The sequence below is a fragment of the Adhaeribacter terrigena genome (assembly GCF_016623615.1).
Lineage (GTDB): Bacteria > Bacteroidota > Bacteroidia > Cytophagales > Hymenobacteraceae > Adhaeribacter_A > Adhaeribacter_A terrigena.
Genome location: NZ_JAEHFX010000011.1, coordinates 50,009 through 66,820 on the forward strand (window position 1 = coordinate 50,009; position 16,812 = coordinate 66,820).

Below are 16,812 nucleotides of genomic sequence, written 5' to 3' on the forward strand. Positions count from 1 at the left end.
AAAACTCAAAATGGTTTTATTTAATACCGTAAGGCATAATCTTCATCTTAAGACTGTATTTGTAATAATTCTTGTTTCTATGTCTGGATGTGATTTGCCAATGAGTAGTTATGAACTTCATGATAATTTGAAAGAATTTGGATTAACGCTAAAAGAGGAACCAAACTTCAGGGTAAATAGCAAATACGCAACCCATATTGATTATTACGAAAATGTAGAGTTAAAGCTTTCAGACGCTGAATTAGCAAATCTCCAGACTCAGATAAAAAATTCGAATGGCTTCACTAATTTAAAAAATTATGAAAAAGGCCTTCAAGAGTTCAGAGAAACCGATTGGAAATCTTATAACACTTTCGATAAAAATCACCTCACAGAAAATGAGAAAACTTTATATCCGGAAGCAATTGATATGGCCTATTACCATGAAGCACATTTGGGCAAGTGGGTAGAAAGAATTGATGCAAATTCAAAACTTTTCGAATATTATAATACGTGGGGAGGTGAAAGCGGAGCAACAGTCACCATAATTCCTAGCAAAAAAAAACTTTTCTATTACCTGCAGGATGATTAATTATTATTTAATTTTCAATCATTCTCTCATCCACTCATTCAATCATTCAAACTCATGACCATAGCCGAATCGGTAGCCTTTTTCAACCAAAAACTCGAAGGAACGAATTGCCGCTTGGTGGCCGTTTCTAAAACCCATCCGGAAAGTTTAATCCAGGAAGCGTATGATGCCGGCCAACGCATTTTCGGGGAAAATAAAGCCCAGGAAATGACTGCTAAACACGAAAACCTGCCGCAGGATATTGAGTGGCACATGATCGGGCATTTGCAGACGAACAAGGTAAAATACATCGCGCCTTTCGTGCACACCATTCAGAGCGTAGATAGCTTAAAGCTGTTGCAGGAAATTGAAAAACAAGCCGCCAAAAACAACCGCGTCATTAACTGTCTACTGCAAATTTATATTGCCGACGAAGAAAGTAAATTCGGGTTAAGCGAAGCCGAGGCTATAGAAATTCTGGAAAGCGAAAGCTATAAAAATATGCAGCACGTGCAGATTTCCGGGGTTATGGGCATTGCCACGAACACCAAAAACCAACAGCAGCTTCGCAAAGAATTCACCGCGCTTAAAAATACCTTCGAAAAACTGAAGCAGAATTTTTTCCCGGAAAATGATACCGTTTTCAAAGAAATTTCCATGGGTATGAGCTCCGATTACGAATTGGCGATAGAATGTGGAAGCACGTTTATTCGGGTAGGAAGCGCTATCTTTGGGAATCGGGATTACGGGAAAATGTAAAAATATTGGAATTAGAAAATGTGTGAATTAGAAAATAATAACCCACTCCTAACCCCTCCGAGGAAGGAAATTATCGGATAATTTGATCGTCGAATTTATTTTAAAAGGAATGTTCCAATTCCCCTCCTCGGAGGGGTTAGGGGTGGGTAAATTTAACTCAAACCACGGAAAACGCTATGCATTTTCACTAAAAAATTCCTTCCGCTTTCAAAATAAACCAACAACCACCAACGAACAACCAACAACTAAATTATGAATCAGAAATTAACCTTAATAGCCGGTAGTTTATTTGGCGCTTTATCCGTGATGATCGGCGCTTTTGGCGCCCATGCGCTGCGCAACCTGCTTACCCAAACCAACCGCCTCGAAACCTTCGAAACGGCCGTTAAATACCAGTTCTACCATGCGTTGGCCCTGATTTTAATTGGTTTACTGGCTTTTCATTTGCAGCATGCCGGTTTGCGTTGGGCGGCCATTTGCTTTACGCTCGGCATCCTGATCTTTTCCGGTTCGCTTTATATTCTTTGCCTGACGGGTATAACCTGGCTGGGCGCCATCACGCCAATTGGCGGCACCTTCATGATCATCGGCTGGTTCAGCTTGCTTTATGCCGTGGCTAAGTCGCTGTAAAAAAACGGTAGGCAAAATGCCTTAAAAAGTAAAAGCGCCCCGCAAACTGAATTGCGGGGCGCTTTATGTTTTATTTCAAACCAAGATTATTTCTTCGTTTTGGATTTCGTTTTACCGTTAGAGGTTTTTACTTTAGTTTCAGCCGTAGCATTCGTAGCAGCCGTTACTGCCGGACCTTCTGCAGGTTTTACCAAAGCAGCACCACCTGCTGGTTTTTCCTGGATGTTAGTGATGATCGTAACCTGCGCCGGACCTTCTACGGAGTTAGACTGTACAGTAATCACTTTGTTTTGCTGACCTAATTTACCGGTGCTGTTAAATACCGCTTTTATCTGACCAGATTTACCCGGTGCGATCGGCTCTTTCGGCCACTCCGGCGTGGTGCAGCCGCAGGTTACATCTACGCGGGAAATTACCAGTGGTGTAGTGCCGGTATTTTTAAATTTGAAAACGTGTTCCACCACATCGCCCTGGTGAATGTTACCAAAATCGTGGCTTTTCTCGGCAAATGTAATTACCGGACCGGCCGTGATAGATTTCGCAGCTTTGGCATCAGAAACAGTTTGAGCTGTTGCTGCACCAAAGGAAAGCGACGTTGCAACAGCCAGAATAAATAATTTTTTCATACCGATTTGATCAAGTTAAAGTTAATAAAGCAAATATATACTTATTGGGGAGATTCCAATAATCCTGCCACATAAATTTATAAACGTAAAAGACCTTAAATCAGGACAAAAGTTCCGAATAAAAATTCACCAGGTACAATTCTTCCGACGACCGGGTTACGGCTGTATAAAGCCAGCGGGTAAATTCCGGGGTTATCATTTCTTCTTTCAGATACCCGTGATCTACAAAAACCGCCTGCCACTGCCCGCCCTGCGCTTTATGACAGGTTAAGGCATACGCAAATTTCACCTGAAGGGCATTTAAATACGGGTTCTTTTTCATTTGCTGGCTCCGCTCCCGCTTTGTGCCCAGGTCCGAATAATCTTTCAGCACCTCGGCGTAAAGCTCTTTATTTTTGTCCGCAGGCAAGGCCGGCGCTTCAGAATAAAGTGTATCGAGCATGATCTTTACCTCCACTTCTTCTTCGTTGGGGTTATCTACAAAACGTAGACGCACGTCGGCAAACCGGAAACCGTACATTTCTTCGTAGCGGATGATCTTGGTAATTTCCACGAAATCGCCGTTGGCCATAAACCCGATCTCCGAATCTTTGGGCAGCCAGTGGTAATTATTTTTCACGATCATCAGGTAATCGCCCGCCGAAATTTCGTCTTCATGAAAAAAGATCTGCCGCCGGATGTGCTGGTTATACAAGTTCGCATTCTTGTTCGAACGACAGATTACCGTAGTATTTTCGATCCCGAATTTATCGTAAGCGTAGCGCAAACCGTCTTCCAGGCGCTCGCCCGTCATGCGGTAAATATCTTTGTAGCCGCCGGTTTTAATTTTCAGGTTTGCCTTTTCAGCTGAAAGTTGTTCGCGCAGGTTTGTGGCGTTCATTAAAATTCCCGAAGCTTCGGCTTGGCGCATCACCTGTTTCATTTCCACCTCAAAAACCTGGCACCGGAAATTAGATGTTAAATAAGCCCCATTCAGCGATGGACTCAAAGCCTGACCCACCGGCGGCAGCTGCGCCGTATCGCCCACCAGCATCAGCTTGTTGTTCTTTTTTTCGAACACGTAATGCATCAGGTCCTGCAGCAAGCCATTCTCCCCGAAACCACTTTCATCGGAAAGCATGGAAGCCTCATCGACTATAAAAATGGTATCGGTAATTTTATTGGGCTGGCGCGTAAAAGACAAGCCTTCGGAATACGGATTAGCCGTTTGGCGATAAATTTTCTTGTGAATGGTAGACGCCGGCTTGCCCGAATAATTAGACATTACTTTGGCCGCGCGGCCGGTGGGTGCCAGCAACACATATTTATACCCGAACCGGTTCAGAATTTTAACCAGCGCGCCTAAAACCGTAGTTTTACCCGTTCCCGCAAATCCTTTCAGCAGAAAAACATCCTTGTTTTCGGCTTTACTCATCAGAAAGTCGTCGAGCTTTTTAAACAGCCGCACCTGGTCAGAAGTCGGTTCAAACGGAAAATTCTGGCGTATTAAGTCTTCTGGGCGCATTAGTTGGTATCAGGTAATAAGTATCAGGTATGAGGAAAAAAACGGTAGGTAAAACAACTAAAAAAGTCGGGATCATGGGTTACGTAGGGTGTAAACCTAAACGTAGCTCTTTCACAAAATTTTATTCCGCTTGGTAAATTTAAAAATATGTAAATCGGTATCGGCAAAAAAACTACCCCTACCTGTTCTCCAGCAACAGATTACCACAGGTCTTAAACCGTGAAACTCCGGAGAAATAAATCAACAATTTAACAATCGGCCATTTAACAATTTAGCGTTTAATATCTTCGGGCGTAAGCGTGGCCATGGTTGCGGAAGCTTTAGCAATTAAAACCGGTTCGTTTTCACCGGAAATGCTGTAAACTTCGGCTTCGCAAAAGTTAAGTTTGCGCCCCTGTTTCAACACCCAGCCTTTGGCAAAAAGTTTCTCACCGAGGCCCGGATTTAAATAAGAAGTTTTTAATTCTACCGTAACCACGTGGTGATCTTTAGGCACCAGGCTTACGGCTGCAAAACCGGCCACAATATCGGCTACAGTAGCAATTACGCCGCCGTGCACAAAGCCTTTGTGTTGTTTATGGGCATCCTGCAAAACCAGTTCGCCTTCTATTTTTCCTTCTGAAATTTCGGTAATTTTAAAACCAAGCAGCTGCATAAAGAACTGCCGCTCCAGTTTTTCGTTAATGGTATTTTTAAAATCCGGGTTATACGTTTTTACGTTCATAGCCCGAAATTAACGACCTGAAATCCGGCAAGCAAACCATGGAAGAAACAAATAAATTTTACGAAGGCAAACTGCGGGTACGCGTATGCGGTATTAATCTCCGGAACAAGTCGCTGCTGCTGGTTTGCCACAAAGGTTTGCTGCCCGGCCGCGATTTCTGGGCGCCACCGGGCGGCGGTTTGCATTACGGCGAAAGCGTACAATCCTGCCTGAAACGCGAATTCCTGGAAGAAACCGGCCTGATCGTAAACCCGGGAAGATTTCTTTTCATTAACGAATTTCTGCAAGCTCCCCTGCACGCCATCGAATTATTTTTTGAAGTGGAAGTAACCGGCGGCGAACTAAAACCAGGCACAGATCCCGAACTTTCAAAAGAAAACCAGATGATTGCCGAAGTTGCCTACAAAAACCTGTCAGAATTAAGCAAGATCCCGCTTGCAGAAAAACACAGCATCTTCCACCAACTCGTAGATCTGGACGACCTTTTTATTCCGGATAACCGGTTTATTTGACATGTTAGATTTGAAAATTTGGAGATTTGGAGATTTGAAAATCCTATTGAACTACGCTGGCGGTTAACACTTGCGCGAGCAGAGATGGTTTTGAGAACTCAATATCTTCAAATCTCCAAATTTTCAAATTTTCAAATCTTCAAATACTTTTAGTCTTTTTCAATAATTTTGCGGTTTTTTGAAGGAAGATTAATCCAGAACGTTGAGCACTGCAACTACCCATTACCGGCAGGTACTTAAAATTACCGACGAAGCCCTGTTAACCGGCCAAACCGGCCCGTTGAATTTATACTGCAGCCTGAGCACGCGGCATATCCGTTTGGCCGTGGCCGATGCGCAGCGCAACAAGATCCTGTCGCTCGAAGATTACGAACTTTCTACCATTTTCAGCCAGCTGCAACTTACCGAACAATTAAACCTACTGGCCGACGAAAATGAATCCCTGACCAAAACGCACTGGAATGAGATCCGGGTGGCCATTAAAAATCAGAATTTCACCTACATTCCGGAAACCCTTTTCGATCCTTCGGCCGCGCAGCATTACCTGAACCTGCACGCCGAACCTGACGAATTTCACGAAGAAATATTAACCTACCGGCATCCGAAAATAGAAGCCGTTAGCATTTTTACCATCGACAGTTATTTAATAAAATGGTTTGAAGAAACCTTTACGCGCAAAAAGCTGCGTTTCATGCACCAGACCAGCCCGCTGATAGAAGGCATTTTAAACGAACACCAGCGGAGCCTGCAAAAGAAAACCTATCTGTACATTGAGCAAAACAACCTGAGCATTTTACTTGCGCAGGATGGCCGCCTGGAGTTCTGCAACCAATTTTATTACGCTTCGGCAGAAGATTTTATTTATTTCACGCTGCTGGTCATGCAGGAGCAAAAACTCAATCCCGATCAGGATCCAGTTACGGTTTGGGGCGACCTTACCCACGATTCAGCTTTATTTACCATTTTAAGAAAATACATCCGGAACGTAACACTGGGCAAGAAACCGCAAAACATGACCTTCAGCTACAAATTCGACGACGTTTTTGACCACCGCTTTTTCGATCTCTACAACCTGCACCTTTGCGAGTAATATAATTGTTAATTGTTGATTGATTTTAACCGGTATGGTTTCAGGCTTAAAAAGTCTGGATCAGGATTAAAGAGTTGTCTGAATTGATATTTGTAGGATTAAGGGATTAAAGGATTATTGTCCTCAAAATTACCAATCGAACGCGCCAGCGGAGTACGATCAACGAAAGCGATGAAAAGCAAGCAAAATTTGCGCTTACGGCAGCAAATTATGCCGCCTGCAGGAGCAGAAAAGTTTTCTATCAAGGCACTTTTCAGTTTTCTATGAAATGCAAGAAGTTATCAGGGTGCGCTTTTGTCAAGCGCACTGTTTGAGCGGTCAGCGCCTGTCCCGCAGGCTTGCGGGAAGTTTGCGCTTGCCCCCGGAAATGCTTCGGGACGTGCCGCTTGATTTTCGTTGGTTCTTTTTGTATCAAGCGGCACATCCCGAACCCTTTCGGGGACAAAAAGAACACTAAAGTAAGAGAAGAACTACTAAGGCAATTGATCAATAAGATAAAGCTAACGACCAAAAAACGGTATCTTTTTGAGCTGAAAAACTCAGTAGCAAACTAAACTACCACCTTGATAAGATCCCTCCTATCGCCGGGATAAAACGGTATGTTTTTCAGCTAAAAAACCATTAACTTACCCTGCTAAAAAAGCAAAAAATTAACAAACCACCTCTAAATGAAAAGAATAGCAATTTTTCCCGGCTCTTTCGATCCCTTCACCAACGGCCATTTAGACGTGGTACAGCGCGGAACCGAACTTTTCGACGAAATAATAATAGCCATCGGCAACAACAGCAATAAAAAACGCGCCTGGGAAGTAGAGCAAATGGTAGCGATTATTGAAGATATTTTTAAAGATCAGCCCCATATTTCGGTGCAATCCTACAAAGGCCTTACCGCCGATTTTGCACGAAATGTTGGTGCAAAATTTTTGCTGCGCGGTTTACGCAATACCACAGATTTTGAGTACGAGAACACCATTGCCCAGGCCAACCGCCACGTTAATAAAGATCTGGAAACAGTGTTTTTAATTACTTCGCCGCACCTTGCCGCCATAAGTTCTTCCATTATCCGGGAGATTCATTCTTACGGCGGCAACGTGAACGACTTTATTCCTTTCCGGCTTTCAGACTTTTCAGGTAATAATTCATCACAAATTCAATAGAACCGTAGGCGTCTTTCAGCACTTCTTTTACTTCTTCGGGCGTCATCCAGCGTACTTCTTCAATAAATTCTTCGGCCTGGGGCTTCATCAGGCTGTCGTCGGTGCAGGCCATTAAAAACCAGCTCGTTTTCTTTAGAATTTTGTTGCCTTTATAAGCGTAAGAGTGCCAGGTGTTGGGTAATTCATCTATTACCTGCACCTTTATGCCGCATTCCTCTTCCACTTCGCGGATGGCGCCTTCGCGCACGTCTTCCACTTTTTTCATTTTGCCTTTCGGAAGATCCCATTTACCCAAACGGTAAATCATCAGGATCTTGCCGTCTTTTATAACCAGGCCGCCGGCCGCTTTCACGATCTTGAACTGGTCTTTCAGGTGCTGAATGATGCGGCGTTTTTTGTCGGTAACCAGCGTTAGCGAATCGAGTTTTTTTAGTTTTTTTACTTCCAGCAACCGGATGATTCGGTCGATCAGGCTTTCGTTCACATCCCGGATCAGCACATCGCCAAGCAGGGTTTTAGAATTAAAATATTCGTCCGCATCTAAAACCAGGTCGTAGTGGTGCTTGTATACTTTATCACCAGCTTTCTTGAGAATTAACGGAATGTCGTTTATAAAGACGTTCATTGGGTAATGATTTTGCGGAGTTTGTAATTTTTACAAATCAATAAAAAAAAATGGAAACAAAAACGCTTCATGGTAAAAATACGGAAATAATATTTTCTAATTTTGGCCATGGAAAAAGACGAAACTGCCCGGAAAATTGCGGCTTACCTGCTCGAGACCGGCGCTGTAAAACTGCGCCCGGAACAACCTTTTAAATGGAGTTCCGGCTGGAACTCTCCGATCTATTGCGACAATCGTGTTACGCTTTCGCATCCCGCTATACGTACATTTATCAAAAAGGCTTTAGCTACGGCCATAAAAAATAATTTCCCGAAGGTGGAAGTGATTGCTGGCGTAGCCACAGCCGGCATTGCCCAGGGTGCTTTGGTAGCGGAAGAACTGGGTTTACCGTTCGTGTATGTGCGTCCGGAACCGAAAAGCCACGGCATGGGCAACCAGATTGAAGGCCACCTGGAAGCCGGAAAAAAAGTGGTGATGCTGGAAGACCTGATCTCTACCGGCGGAAGCTCCTTAAAATCGGCTAAAGCGGTGCAGGCTGCTAACGCTGAAGTTATTGGCATGGCCGCGATCTTCACTTACGGCTTCGCCAAAGCCGACCAGAATTTTGAAGAAGCCCATATTCCATTGGTGACGCTCAGCAATTACAACGTTTTAGCCGAAGTGGCCCAGGAAAAAGGAATCATCAAACCCGAATCATTCGAAAGCCTGAAAAGCTGGCGCGAAGCTCCGGAAGTTTGGGGAGTTTAGTTTTACTTTTAAAAACGCTACCATTTTTAATGCAAAAAGTGCAGCCTGAAAATTTTCGGGCTGCACTTTTTTAGTTTTAAGGCTAGTTTATTTTCTGAAGAATTAAAAATCAAAAACGCTATGATTTCAGGCCCAAAAAGTCAGTTCAAACTGAAATGCTGTTGCGGTTTTTTAGGTTTGGCCGATTTGGCCGCAAAGATCAGTCCCTGGATCAGCAAACCGACCCCGATCAGGATTGCCAGCTCAAATTGGGTTAAAAGCGAAGAACCCGCGATCATTTTCTTAGACTTTTCGCTCAGCAGTCTGCCCTCCGCTACCTGAATTCCGGAAAGTTCGTGCAGGTTTTCGGCAGCCGATACATAAGAAGCATCCAACGTAACTTTTTTTTCCGGCAGCGCCTGACCAACTCCGGCCATATATTGGCTTTCCAGTTTTTCGATCGTTGCCACGTTCTCCTTAAAATCCTGGAAGCTAACTGCTTCTTTTTCGGTGAGCCTGGTTTTTTCGTAATGCAGAATCAGTGAATGGATCGCGGAATTTTGCGCCCCGATCTTAGCCTGCAAATTCCCCAGATTCTCCTGGCTGCTGCAATTATCGAGCATGATCTTTTTCTGGTACAAATGGTCGGAAAGCTGATAAATGTAGCTTTCTACCACCAGGCGGTCTTCATAAACTGAAGCAAAAGAATTTCCCAGCTCCGCCACCTTGCGTTCGTCGTAGCAGTTCTTTGCGAATACCAGCAGAAAAACCACGCCCAAAATAAGCGCTGCCCGGGTTTTCTGCTGAATGGTGAATGCCCATTTCATGATAATTTATAAATTAATGTGAATCAGAGTAATATAAGCAATTTTTATTATAAAAAGAAGTTCAGTCAAGCAAAAATATCTTTGTCCTTCTTATTACTTTTATAATAGAAGATCATAGAAAGGGCAAAGCAAACTATCCATGCTAAGCCTTCAGTAGTCTTTTGATAATAATCATTATGCTTCCAATTATTAATGGCAAAATAAAATAAAGGTGTGGTAGAGGTTAGTAGAAAACCAGTTATAATTAATCTAACCCGCCGCTCTTTTTTTATCAACTTATTTGTAAAAAAAACGATGGGAAAATAAGTAATGATACTAACTGTCAGTGGAAACATATTATAAAAAAATGCCCCTCCAATCATTTCTATAAAGATTAGTTCGGGTGCCGCTGGGAAATATCTTATTGTATCAGGTAAATATGTTTCATTTGTTATGTTGTATTTCATGAGAATGAAATAAACTACCATGAAAGACAAATCCTTAATTAATATATGAATAACCGCTAATCGCATAGGAATAGTTTGATTAGAAATTTCAAACTAGTTTGAAATCTCCTGAAAGTAAAAACCTAACTTTACAATTCCAATAAGAACCACCAATGAAAATCGGCCTCCTCTCCGACACCCACTCCTACCTCGACGAACGCATTCTGCACCACCTCAGCACCTGCGATGAGATCTGGCACGCCGGCGATTTCGGCAACGTAGAAGTTTCGGATACGCTGGCCAATTTAAAGCCCTTACGCGGCGTTTACGGCAACATCGACGATCAACGCATCCGTCTGATCCATCCGAAGGTAAACCGCTTTAACGTAGCCGGTTTGGAAGTTCTCATCACCCACATCGGCGGCTACCCCGGCAAGTACCATCCCGATATCAGAACGGAAATCCAGCAGAACCCGCCCGGTCTGTTCATCACCGGCCATTCGCACATCCTAAAAGTGATACCCGATAAAAAACTAGGGTTACTGCATTTAAACCCGGGCGCGGCCGGCAAGCACGGGTTTCATACCATGCGCACCATGATGAAATTCGACATAAACGCCGGGAAAATTGAAAACCTGCAGGTTATAGAATTGGGTAAGAGGGCCGGATAAAAACGGTATCCTTTCGGGCCTGAAAACTATTTTAACCCTTCAGCTCAACACAAACTAAAAACCACAGGCAAAAACATAAGCATTGCCTGTAAACTCCGTTTCTGCCGTTACCCAAGCAGGTCCAGCCACAAAGCAATACTTAAAAAACTTTTAAATCACCGACAAAACAAAAAAGTGTGCCCGATAAACAGGCACACTTCTAATATTATGAAAACAGTATGGTAATTACACTAAAAACTGCTAAAGCTATATAATCAGACTAAAACGACCAGGAGCTTTAACAGTAAAAATTACTCAGCAGATTTTGCTTCGTCAGAATGCAGTGCGCTGTCAACTTTTTCTTTTACAGCTTCTACTACGTCTTCCACTTTGTGAGCTACTTCAGAGATGGCTTTTTTTACAGTGCCAACAACGCCTGGTTTGCCGAACTGGGCTTTCAGTTCTTCCGGATCAACGTTTTTAATAACCGGCACGCGCAGTAATTGTTTAATTACGGTCTGCTTGTTATTCGCTCTTGCTTTATTTTTGCGGTCTTTTCTTTTTAATCTTGTAATAGCCATCTTTCAATAGTTAAAATTGGAACGCAAAAGTAACAGAATATTTTTAATTTTAAAACAAATTCTCAGCTAAATATCGAATGAATACTATAGATCTCCGCTCCGACACCGTTACCAAACCCTCCAAAGCCATGCTGGAAGCCATGTTCCAGGCCCAAACCGGCGACGATGTATATGGCGAAGACCCAACCGTAAACATGCTGGAAAAGAGCTGTGCGCAGTTTTTTGGCAAAGAAGCTGGCCTTTTCTGCCCTTCCGGTACCATGACCAACCAGATCGCCATCAAACTGCACACCGAACCGCTATCGGAAGTGATCTGCGACCTTACGGCTCACATTTATAATTACGAAGGCGGCGGTATTGCATTTAATTCGGCGGCTTCGGTTTGCGTGATTCCGGGCGAGCGCGGCAAAATCAACGCAGATCAAATAGCCCAATGCATTCGCCCCGACAATATTCACTACCCCATCTCCAAATTGGTTTCGCTCGAAAACACCAGCAACAAAGGCGGCGGTTCTTATTATACTGCGGCGGAAATTGCCCCGATCGCTGAACTATGTCGCAGCCAGAATCTGGCGCTGCACTTAGACGGCGCCAGAGTTTTTAACGCCTTAGTTGCCGCGAAGGAAACCCCGGCGCAGCACGGCCAGTATTTCGATACCATTTCGGTTTGCTTATCGAAAGGCTTAGGCGCACCCGTAGGATCGGTTTTATTAGGCACCGAAGCCAACATTAAAAAAGCCCGCCGGATCAGGAAAGTTTTAGGCGGCGGTATGCGACAGGCGGGTTATCTGGCCGCAGCCGGCATATATGCCCTGCAAAACAACCTGGACCGCCTAACTCAGGACCACACCCGCGCCAAACAACTGGAAGAAAGCCTGAAAACCTGCGCTTTTATAGCCGAAGTGCTGCCCGTAGAAACCAACATTGTTATTTTCAAGCTTCAGAACGGCATCGATCCCGACACTTTCCTGGCTAAACTGGCCGAACAAAATATCCTGGCTTCCGGTTTTGGCCCGCAGCAGATCCGTTTTGTTACGCACTTAGATTTTACTGACGATATGCTGGAAAAAAGCATAAAGGTTCTGAAAGCAATCGCGTAAAACCAGTACTAACACATTACTGATTAACATAATTTTCAAACTGCAGCAAAACGCTATCTAATTTCTGCTCAAAACACATGCCCTATCAAAAAGCCATTGCCCATTTAAATTCCGATCCGGTTATTGCCGAACTTATAATTTCGCTTCCGCCAATCCCACCGAAACCGAAAGAACCGGATTTTTACCTGACTTTACTCCGCTCTGTTGTTGGCCAGCAACTTTCGGTTAAGGCAGCGGCTACGATCTATGCCCGCTTCATAAATCTGTTTCCCAGCACGTACCCGAACCCGGAAGAAGTGCTTTTGCTTTTAGATGAACAATTGCGCGGCGTAGGGTTATCGGGCCAGAAAAGCGGTTATGTGCGGGCAGTTGCGGAATTTAAGAAAAGCGGAAAACTGGAGCCGGAAGTGATCAGTCACCTGGATGATGAAGCGCTAATAAAGCATCTTACCAGCATAAAAGGCGTCGGTCGCTGGACCGCCGAAATGCTTTTAATGTTTGCCTTAGATCGTCCCGATGTTTTTCCGGCAGATGACCTCGGCATTCAAAACGCCATGAAAAAGCGCTATGGTTTAACTTCCGAAAAAAAAGTACTCCGCCAACAAATGTTCGAAATAGCCGAAAACTGGAAACCCTATCGCACACTGGCCAGCAAATATCTATGGAAGAGTTTGGATAATATGCCGGGATAAAATTTGCCCAAAGCCATGCCGCTTTTATCGGGTAATGTGATTAATCACCCCAACCCTCCCCTGAAAATCTCCAAGATCTGCGACTGTCCAGGTGGGGAGCTTAAAACCATCAGCAATGATTTGAACACGATTTTAGGGATTTATGAGATGGGCAGGATTATTTGTCTGAATTTGGATTTATCAGATTAGGGGATTTAAGGATTCTTGTCAGAGTCCGAATTTTCTGAATTCAAGAATTTTCAGAATCAACAAATAGAATTTACCGGTAGGGTTACCTCTCGTGAGTGCCTTTTTACATTCCAATATCACCCCTATCGCCAGCGCAGCGTACCTTGAAAATCACGTTATCCAGGAAACTAAAATAAAAAGAAGCTCACTACGAAGGGAAACAGACACCAGTTTCTGTGCGAGCGGCCTCCAAGACTTCCGGTGCCGAGGAACGAGGCAGCCCGCCAGGGCAGGAAGGGTTGCAGCCGCGAACGCAGAAACGAAGCCACCCGGCTTGAGGGAAAAAGTAAACTATGAAAGTAAACCATTATAGGTTAAAAGTAAAAAGCAGACTATGAAAACGGTATGCTTTTGACCTAAAAAACTAAACCCTCATTTTCCCCCGCTTCACCAGATACCCATAAAGCACCTTATCAAAAGGCTCGTTTATATCTACCGGAATAAAATCGATCTTGTATTGATGGCATTTCAATTCCAGGCTGTGTTTAAATTCTTCAATCGCTTTTTTATAACTTTCCCGTACCTGACTAGGCTGTAATTTCAATTGCTCACCGGTTTCCACATCCACAAACACATAAGGCCGTTCGGTAAATTCAAAGGCTGCTTCGGTTTTCTGATCCATTACGTGAAAAAGCAACACTTCGTGATTCTGATGTTTTAAATGCTGCAAGGCCGCAAAAATGGCATCGGCATCTTCCTGACGGCTGAACATATCGGAGAAAATAATAACCAAAGAGCGCTTCGGGATCTGCGCCGCGATCTGGTGCAGAACTTTGGCTACATCGGTTTGCCCGGTTGGTCGCGGCTGGTTAAGCAGATTCTGCAACGTCATCATTAATGTATGCACATGCGAACCCGTAGATTTTACCGGCGACTGCTCCAATATCTTATCCGCAAAAGTGATCAGCCCCACGGCATCGCGTTGCTTTTGCAGCATAGTAGTTAAAGCTGCCGCCGCCAAAGCACTGAAGGTTAGTTTGCCGTTCGTGGCTTCGGGGTAATACATACTCGGTGAAACATCGAGCAGAATATGGCAGCGCAGGTTGGTTTCCTCTTCGTAGCGTTTTACAAATAATTTATCGGTACGGGCAAAGACTTTCCAGTCGATGTGGCGCGTGCTTTCGCCGCTGTTATATAAGCGGTGCTCCGAAAATTCTACTGAAAAACCGTGGTACGGCGACTTATGAAGGCCGGTAATAAAGCCTTCCACCAGCTGCCGGGCCAGAAATTCCATGTTACCAAACTGCCTCACGGTTGCCAGATCTAACTGTTGTGCCATATTATCTTTTTGAAAACGAACCACTTAATCTAAAACGCTATGCTTCTAACGTTAAAAACTCAGATAAATTCTTGTTAAATAGTGTTTAAATTTCCGTTAAAAATTTTTATTGTTCAAACTAAACTTTTATTTTTAGCAGATAAAATAAATGTATCTAACTAAAGCCCTGTGGAAGAGAACAACGAAAAAGCAGAAATTTATTCGCAACGAATAAGAGCCGGCAAACGCACCTATTTTTTTGATGTAAAATCAACGCGTTCCAACGACTTCTATCTGACTATTACGGAGAGTAAGCGCAAGTTCAACAACGATACATACTCTTACGAGAAACACAAAATTTTCTTATACAAAGAAGATTTTGCCAAGTTCATGGAAGCCCTGCAAGGCACCATCGATCACGTAAAAACCAACCTCCTTTCCGAAGAAGACCTCGCCGAACTCGAACGTCTGGAAAATGAGCCCGTAGCCGTTCTGGACGAAGAACTGAAATGGGAATAAGTTGAAATAAAACTATGAAGTAAATTTTTGAAAGCCCCCGGAAAATTCCGGGGGCTTTTTTTTGATCAGGATTTTGATCAGGATTTGTTGGATGAAAGGATTTACTTAATAAATTGTCTAAACAAGATTTTTAGGATTTTTTGGGATGAACAGGATTTTTGTTTGAATTGGGATTTGCAGGATTAGGGGATTAAAGGATTCAAAAATTCTGAGTACTACCCTCGAACGCAAAAGCGGAGCACGATTAACGAAAGCGATGAAAAGCAAGTATAATTTGCGTTTACGGCAGCTAATTATGTGAGCTATAAAACAGCTTCAGAAACTGAACAAAGTGATAAAGCCAAAAATGGAAAATGGTATCCTTTTAAAGTAAAAAAGTATAATTGTCGGTAAAAAACCAAACAACGGCCAAAATACCTGCATAATTAACAATTAGCAATTATTAAATAAACCGTATCTTTGCGGCCGGTTTCAAAACCAACTAAAACCAATTCAGAAAACAATAAATAAATATACATTATGGGACTTCGCTGCGGAATTGTCGGGCTGCCGAACGTAGGAAAATCTACCTTATTCAACGCCATTTCCAGCGCCAAAGCTGAATCTGCCAATTATCCGTTCTGTACTATCGAACCGAACGTAGGCGTGGTAACCGTACCAGATGAGCGCCTGCAGATCCTGGAAGAACTCGTGCACCCCGAGCGCGTACTGCCAACCATTGTAGAGTTTGTGGACATTGCCGGTCTGGTAAAAGGGGCTTCCAAAGGCGAAGGCTTAGGCAATAAATTCCTGGCCAACATCCGCGAAGTAGACGCCATCATTCACGTGATCCGCTGCTTCGACGACCCCAATATTGTGCACGTAGCCGGCGGTGTAGACCCGGTTTTCGATAAAGATGTAATTGATACCGAGCTTCAGATCAAAGATTTGGAATCGGTAGATAAAAAGATCCAGAAAGTGGAGCGTACCGCCAAAGCCGGCGATGCCAAAGCCAAAAAAGAACTGGCCAGCCTGCTGAAATTCAAAGAAAATTTAACGGCCGGCAAAAACGCGCGTTCGCTGGAAGCCTCTGAAGAAGACCTGGAAGCCATAGACGACCTGAAACTGCTTACCATTAAACCGGTAATTTACGCCGCTAACGTAGACGAAGCTTCGATCAATTCGGGTAACAAATTTGTGGATGCGCTGAAAGAACACGTAAAAGACGAAAACGCTGAAGTAGTGGTAATTTCTGCCGCCATTGAAGCCCAGATCGCCGAAATTGAGGATCCGGATGACAAACAAATGTTCCTGGAAGAATATGGTTTAACCGAATCTGGTTTAAATAAACTGATCCGCGCCTCCTACTCTATCCTGAACCTGATCACGTATTTCACAGCCGGCGTAAAAGAAGTACGTGCCTGGACGATCGAAAAAGGCTGGAAAGCCCCTGCTGCCGCTGGCGTAATTCACACCGATTTCGAGAAAGGCTTTATCCGCGCCGAAGTAATTAAACTGAAAGATTACCAGGAATATAAATCGGAAGCGAAAATAAAAGAAGCCGGTAAAATGGCGGTGGAAGGTAAAGAATACGTGGTGCAGGACGGCGACATCATGCACTTCCGTTTCAACGTTTAATTTTCAAAAATG

At 43.7% G+C, this 16,812-nt stretch carries 20 protein-coding genes; 12 read left to right on the top strand and 8 right to left on the bottom strand.

Annotation, left to right across the window (positions count from 1 at the left end; all coding sequences use genetic code 11):
* Nucleotides 1–10 precede the first annotated feature (10 nt).
* The 3 genes from I5M27_RS17050 (at nucleotide 11) to I5M27_RS17060 (ending at nucleotide 1,939) form a co-directional block, all read left to right on the top strand.
* Entirely contained in the window at nucleotides 11–571 is a 561-nt protein-coding gene (locus I5M27_RS17050; protein ID WP_200507585.1) for a hypothetical protein, read from the top strand.
* A gap of 54 nt (nucleotides 572–625) precedes the next feature.
* On the top strand, nucleotides 626–1,309 hold the full coding sequence (locus tag I5M27_RS17055) for a YggS family pyridoxal phosphate-dependent enzyme (RefSeq protein WP_200507587.1): 684 nt from the start codon (nucleotides 626–628) through the stop codon (nucleotides 1,307–1,309).
* A 252-nt stretch (nucleotides 1,310–1,561) separates the two neighbouring features.
* Nucleotides 1,562–1,939 (top strand): DUF423 domain-containing protein, encoded by a 378-nt coding sequence (locus I5M27_RS17060; protein ID WP_200507589.1) that lies wholly within the window; start codon nucleotides 1,562–1,564, stop codon nucleotides 1,937–1,939.
* An 86-nt stretch (nucleotides 1,940–2,025) separates the two neighbouring features.
* Here the strand turns inward: I5M27_RS17060 and I5M27_RS17065 are convergent, their stop codons facing one another.
* From I5M27_RS17065 to I5M27_RS17075, 3 genes are all read right to left on the bottom strand, one after another.
* Nucleotides 2,026–2,565, bottom strand: coding sequence for a DUF1573 domain-containing protein (locus I5M27_RS17065; RefSeq protein WP_200507591.1), 540 nt, complete (start codon nucleotides 2,563–2,565; stop codon nucleotides 2,026–2,028).
* Nucleotides 2,566–2,665: 100 nt separating this feature from the next.
* Complete coding sequence (locus I5M27_RS17070) at nucleotides 2,666–4,069, bottom strand: ATP-dependent DNA helicase (RefSeq protein ID WP_200507593.1); 1,404 nt, start codon at nucleotides 4,067–4,069, stop codon at nucleotides 2,666–2,668.
* A gap of 271 nt (nucleotides 4,070–4,340) precedes the next feature.
* A complete protein-coding gene (locus I5M27_RS17075) occupies nucleotides 4,341–4,793 on the bottom strand; it encodes a PaaI family thioesterase (protein WP_200507595.1) in 453 nt (150 codons plus the stop codon).
* A 38-nt stretch (nucleotides 4,794–4,831) separates the two neighbouring features.
* On the opposite strand from I5M27_RS17075, the gene I5M27_RS17080 reads away from it, so the two are divergent.
* The 3 genes from I5M27_RS17080 (at nucleotide 4,832) to coaD (ending at nucleotide 7,552) form a co-directional block, all read left to right on the top strand.
* Entirely contained in the window at nucleotides 4,832–5,305 is a 474-nt protein-coding gene (locus I5M27_RS17080; RefSeq protein ID WP_200507596.1) for an NUDIX domain-containing protein, read from the top strand.
* Between the two features lie 202 nt (nucleotides 5,306–5,507).
* A complete protein-coding gene (locus I5M27_RS17085) occupies nucleotides 5,508–6,395 on the top strand; it encodes a DUF3822 family protein (RefSeq protein ID WP_200507598.1) in 888 nt (295 codons plus the stop codon).
* Nucleotides 6,396–7,063: 668 nt separating this feature from the next.
* Nucleotides 7,064–7,552: a pantetheine-phosphate adenylyltransferase gene (gene coaD, locus I5M27_RS17090; protein ID WP_200507600.1), complete on the top strand. Its 489-nt coding sequence runs from the start codon at nucleotides 7,064–7,066 to the stop codon at nucleotides 7,550–7,552.
* Here coaD and I5M27_RS17095 read toward each other — a convergent pair.
* Nucleotides 7,497–8,177 carry an NUDIX hydrolase gene (locus I5M27_RS17095; RefSeq protein WP_200507602.1) on the bottom strand — a complete coding sequence of 227 codons (681 nt, stop codon included), beginning with the start codon at nucleotides 8,175–8,177 and terminating at the stop codon, nucleotides 7,497–7,499. The two genes, coaD and I5M27_RS17095, sit on opposite strands and share 56 nt — an antisense overlap.
* 108 nt (nucleotides 8,178–8,285) lie before the next feature.
* On the opposite strand from I5M27_RS17095, the gene pyrE reads away from it, so the two are divergent.
* Nucleotides 8,286–8,924: an orotate phosphoribosyltransferase gene (pyrE, locus tag I5M27_RS17100; RefSeq protein ID WP_200507604.1), complete on the top strand. Its 639-nt coding sequence runs from the start codon at nucleotides 8,286–8,288 to the stop codon at nucleotides 8,922–8,924.
* Nucleotides 8,925–9,064: 140 nt separating this feature from the next.
* On the opposite strand, the gene I5M27_RS17105 is transcribed toward pyrE, so the two are convergent.
* Complete coding sequence (locus I5M27_RS17105) at nucleotides 9,065–9,730, bottom strand: MCP four helix bundle domain-containing protein (RefSeq protein WP_200507605.1); 666 nt, start codon at nucleotides 9,728–9,730, stop codon at nucleotides 9,065–9,067.
* 65 nt (nucleotides 9,731–9,795) lie between these two features.
* Nucleotides 9,796–10,176 carry a hypothetical protein gene (locus tag I5M27_RS17110; protein ID WP_200507606.1) on the bottom strand — a complete coding sequence of 127 codons (381 nt, stop codon included), beginning with the start codon at nucleotides 10,174–10,176 and terminating at the stop codon, nucleotides 9,796–9,798.
* 152 nt (nucleotides 10,177–10,328) lie between these two features.
* Here I5M27_RS17110 and I5M27_RS17115 point away from each other — a divergent pair, with 152 nt between their 5' ends.
* Nucleotides 10,329–10,826, top strand: a complete 498-nt coding sequence (locus I5M27_RS17115; protein ID WP_200507607.1) for a metallophosphoesterase family protein — start codon at nucleotides 10,329–10,331, stop codon at nucleotides 10,824–10,826.
* A 290-nt stretch (nucleotides 10,827–11,116) separates the two neighbouring features.
* Here the strand turns inward: I5M27_RS17115 and I5M27_RS17120 are convergent, their stop codons facing one another.
* Entirely contained in the window at nucleotides 11,117–11,386 is a 270-nt protein-coding gene (locus I5M27_RS17120) for a hypothetical protein (protein WP_200507705.1), read from the bottom strand.
* 77 nt (nucleotides 11,387–11,463) lie between these two features.
* Here I5M27_RS17120 and I5M27_RS17125 point away from each other — a divergent pair, with 77 nt between their 5' ends.
* Nucleotides 11,464–12,486 carry a threonine aldolase family protein gene (locus tag I5M27_RS17125; protein WP_200507608.1) on the top strand — a complete coding sequence of 341 codons (1,023 nt, stop codon included), beginning with the start codon at nucleotides 11,464–11,466 and terminating at the stop codon, nucleotides 12,484–12,486.
* A gap of 77 nt (nucleotides 12,487–12,563) precedes the next feature.
* Nucleotides 12,564–13,178, top strand: a complete 615-nt coding sequence (locus tag I5M27_RS17130) for a DNA-3-methyladenine glycosylase family protein (RefSeq protein WP_200507609.1) — start codon at nucleotides 12,564–12,566, stop codon at nucleotides 13,176–13,178.
* 592 nt (nucleotides 13,179–13,770) lie between these two features.
* Here the strand turns inward: I5M27_RS17130 and I5M27_RS17135 are convergent.
* Entirely contained in the window at nucleotides 13,771–14,685 is a 915-nt protein-coding gene (locus I5M27_RS17135; RefSeq protein ID WP_200507610.1) for a DUF58 domain-containing protein, read from the bottom strand.
* A gap of 168 nt (nucleotides 14,686–14,853) precedes the next feature.
* On the opposite strand from I5M27_RS17135, the gene I5M27_RS17140 reads away from it, so the two are divergent.
* Nucleotides 14,854–15,183 carry a DUF3276 family protein gene (locus I5M27_RS17140; protein ID WP_200507611.1) on the top strand — a complete coding sequence of 110 codons (330 nt, stop codon included), beginning with the start codon at nucleotides 14,854–14,856 and terminating at the stop codon, nucleotides 15,181–15,183.
* 519 nt (nucleotides 15,184–15,702) lie between these two features.
* Nucleotides 15,703–16,800, top strand: a complete 1,098-nt coding sequence (gene ychF, locus I5M27_RS17145; RefSeq protein WP_200507613.1) for a redox-regulated ATPase YchF — start codon at nucleotides 15,703–15,705, stop codon at nucleotides 16,798–16,800.
* Nucleotides 16,801–16,812: the final 12 nt, after the last annotated feature.

What these genes read in the sequence shown, in the direction of transcription:
- I5M27_RS17120 (WP_200507705.1), bottom strand. Translation starts at nt 11,386, where the DNA reads ATGGCTATTACAAGATTAAAAAGAAAAGACCGCAAAAATAAAGCAAGA.
- I5M27_RS17070 (WP_200507593.1), bottom strand. Translation starts at nt 4,069, where the DNA reads ATGCGCCCAGAAGACTTAATACGCCAGAATTTTCCGTTTGAACCGACT.
- I5M27_RS17080 (WP_200507596.1), top strand. Translation starts at nt 4,832, where the DNA reads ATGGAAGAAACAAATAAATTTTACGAAGGCAAACTGCGGGTACGCGTA.
- I5M27_RS17125 (WP_200507608.1), top strand. Translation starts at nt 11,464, where the DNA reads ATGAATACTATAGATCTCCGCTCCGACACCGTTACCAAACCCTCCAAA.
- I5M27_RS17130 (WP_200507609.1), top strand. Translation starts at nt 12,564, where the DNA reads ATGCCCTATCAAAAAGCCATTGCCCATTTAAATTCCGATCCGGTTATT.
- I5M27_RS17050 (WP_200507585.1), top strand. Translation starts at nt 11, where the DNA reads ATGGTTTTATTTAATACCGTAAGGCATAATCTTCATCTTAAGACTGTA.
- I5M27_RS17095 (WP_200507602.1), bottom strand. Translation starts at nt 8,177, where the DNA reads ATGAACGTCTTTATAAACGACATTCCGTTAATTCTCAAGAAAGCTGGT.
- ychF (WP_200507613.1), top strand. Translation starts at nt 15,703, where the DNA reads ATGGGACTTCGCTGCGGAATTGTCGGGCTGCCGAACGTAGGAAAATCT.
- I5M27_RS17075 (WP_200507595.1), bottom strand. Translation starts at nt 4,793, where the DNA reads ATGAACGTAAAAACGTATAACCCGGATTTTAAAAATACCATTAACGAA.
- I5M27_RS17055 (WP_200507587.1), top strand. Translation starts at nt 626, where the DNA reads ATGACCATAGCCGAATCGGTAGCCTTTTTCAACCAAAAACTCGAAGGA.
- coaD (WP_200507600.1), top strand. Translation starts at nt 7,064, where the DNA reads ATGAAAAGAATAGCAATTTTTCCCGGCTCTTTCGATCCCTTCACCAAC.
- I5M27_RS17110 (WP_200507606.1), bottom strand. Translation starts at nt 10,176, where the DNA reads ATGAAATACAACATAACAAATGAAACATATTTACCTGATACAATAAGA.
- I5M27_RS17060 (WP_200507589.1), top strand. Translation starts at nt 1,562, where the DNA reads ATGAATCAGAAATTAACCTTAATAGCCGGTAGTTTATTTGGCGCTTTA.
- pyrE (WP_200507604.1), top strand. Translation starts at nt 8,286, where the DNA reads ATGGAAAAAGACGAAACTGCCCGGAAAATTGCGGCTTACCTGCTCGAG.
- I5M27_RS17115 (WP_200507607.1), top strand. Translation starts at nt 10,329, where the DNA reads ATGAAAATCGGCCTCCTCTCCGACACCCACTCCTACCTCGACGAACGC.
- I5M27_RS17135 (WP_200507610.1), bottom strand. Translation starts at nt 14,685, where the DNA reads ATGGCACAACAGTTAGATCTGGCAACCGTGAGGCAGTTTGGTAACATG.
- I5M27_RS17105 (WP_200507605.1), bottom strand. Translation starts at nt 9,730, where the DNA reads ATGAAATGGGCATTCACCATTCAGCAGAAAACCCGGGCAGCGCTTATT.
- I5M27_RS17065 (WP_200507591.1), bottom strand. Translation starts at nt 2,565, where the DNA reads ATGAAAAAATTATTTATTCTGGCTGTTGCAACGTCGCTTTCCTTTGGT.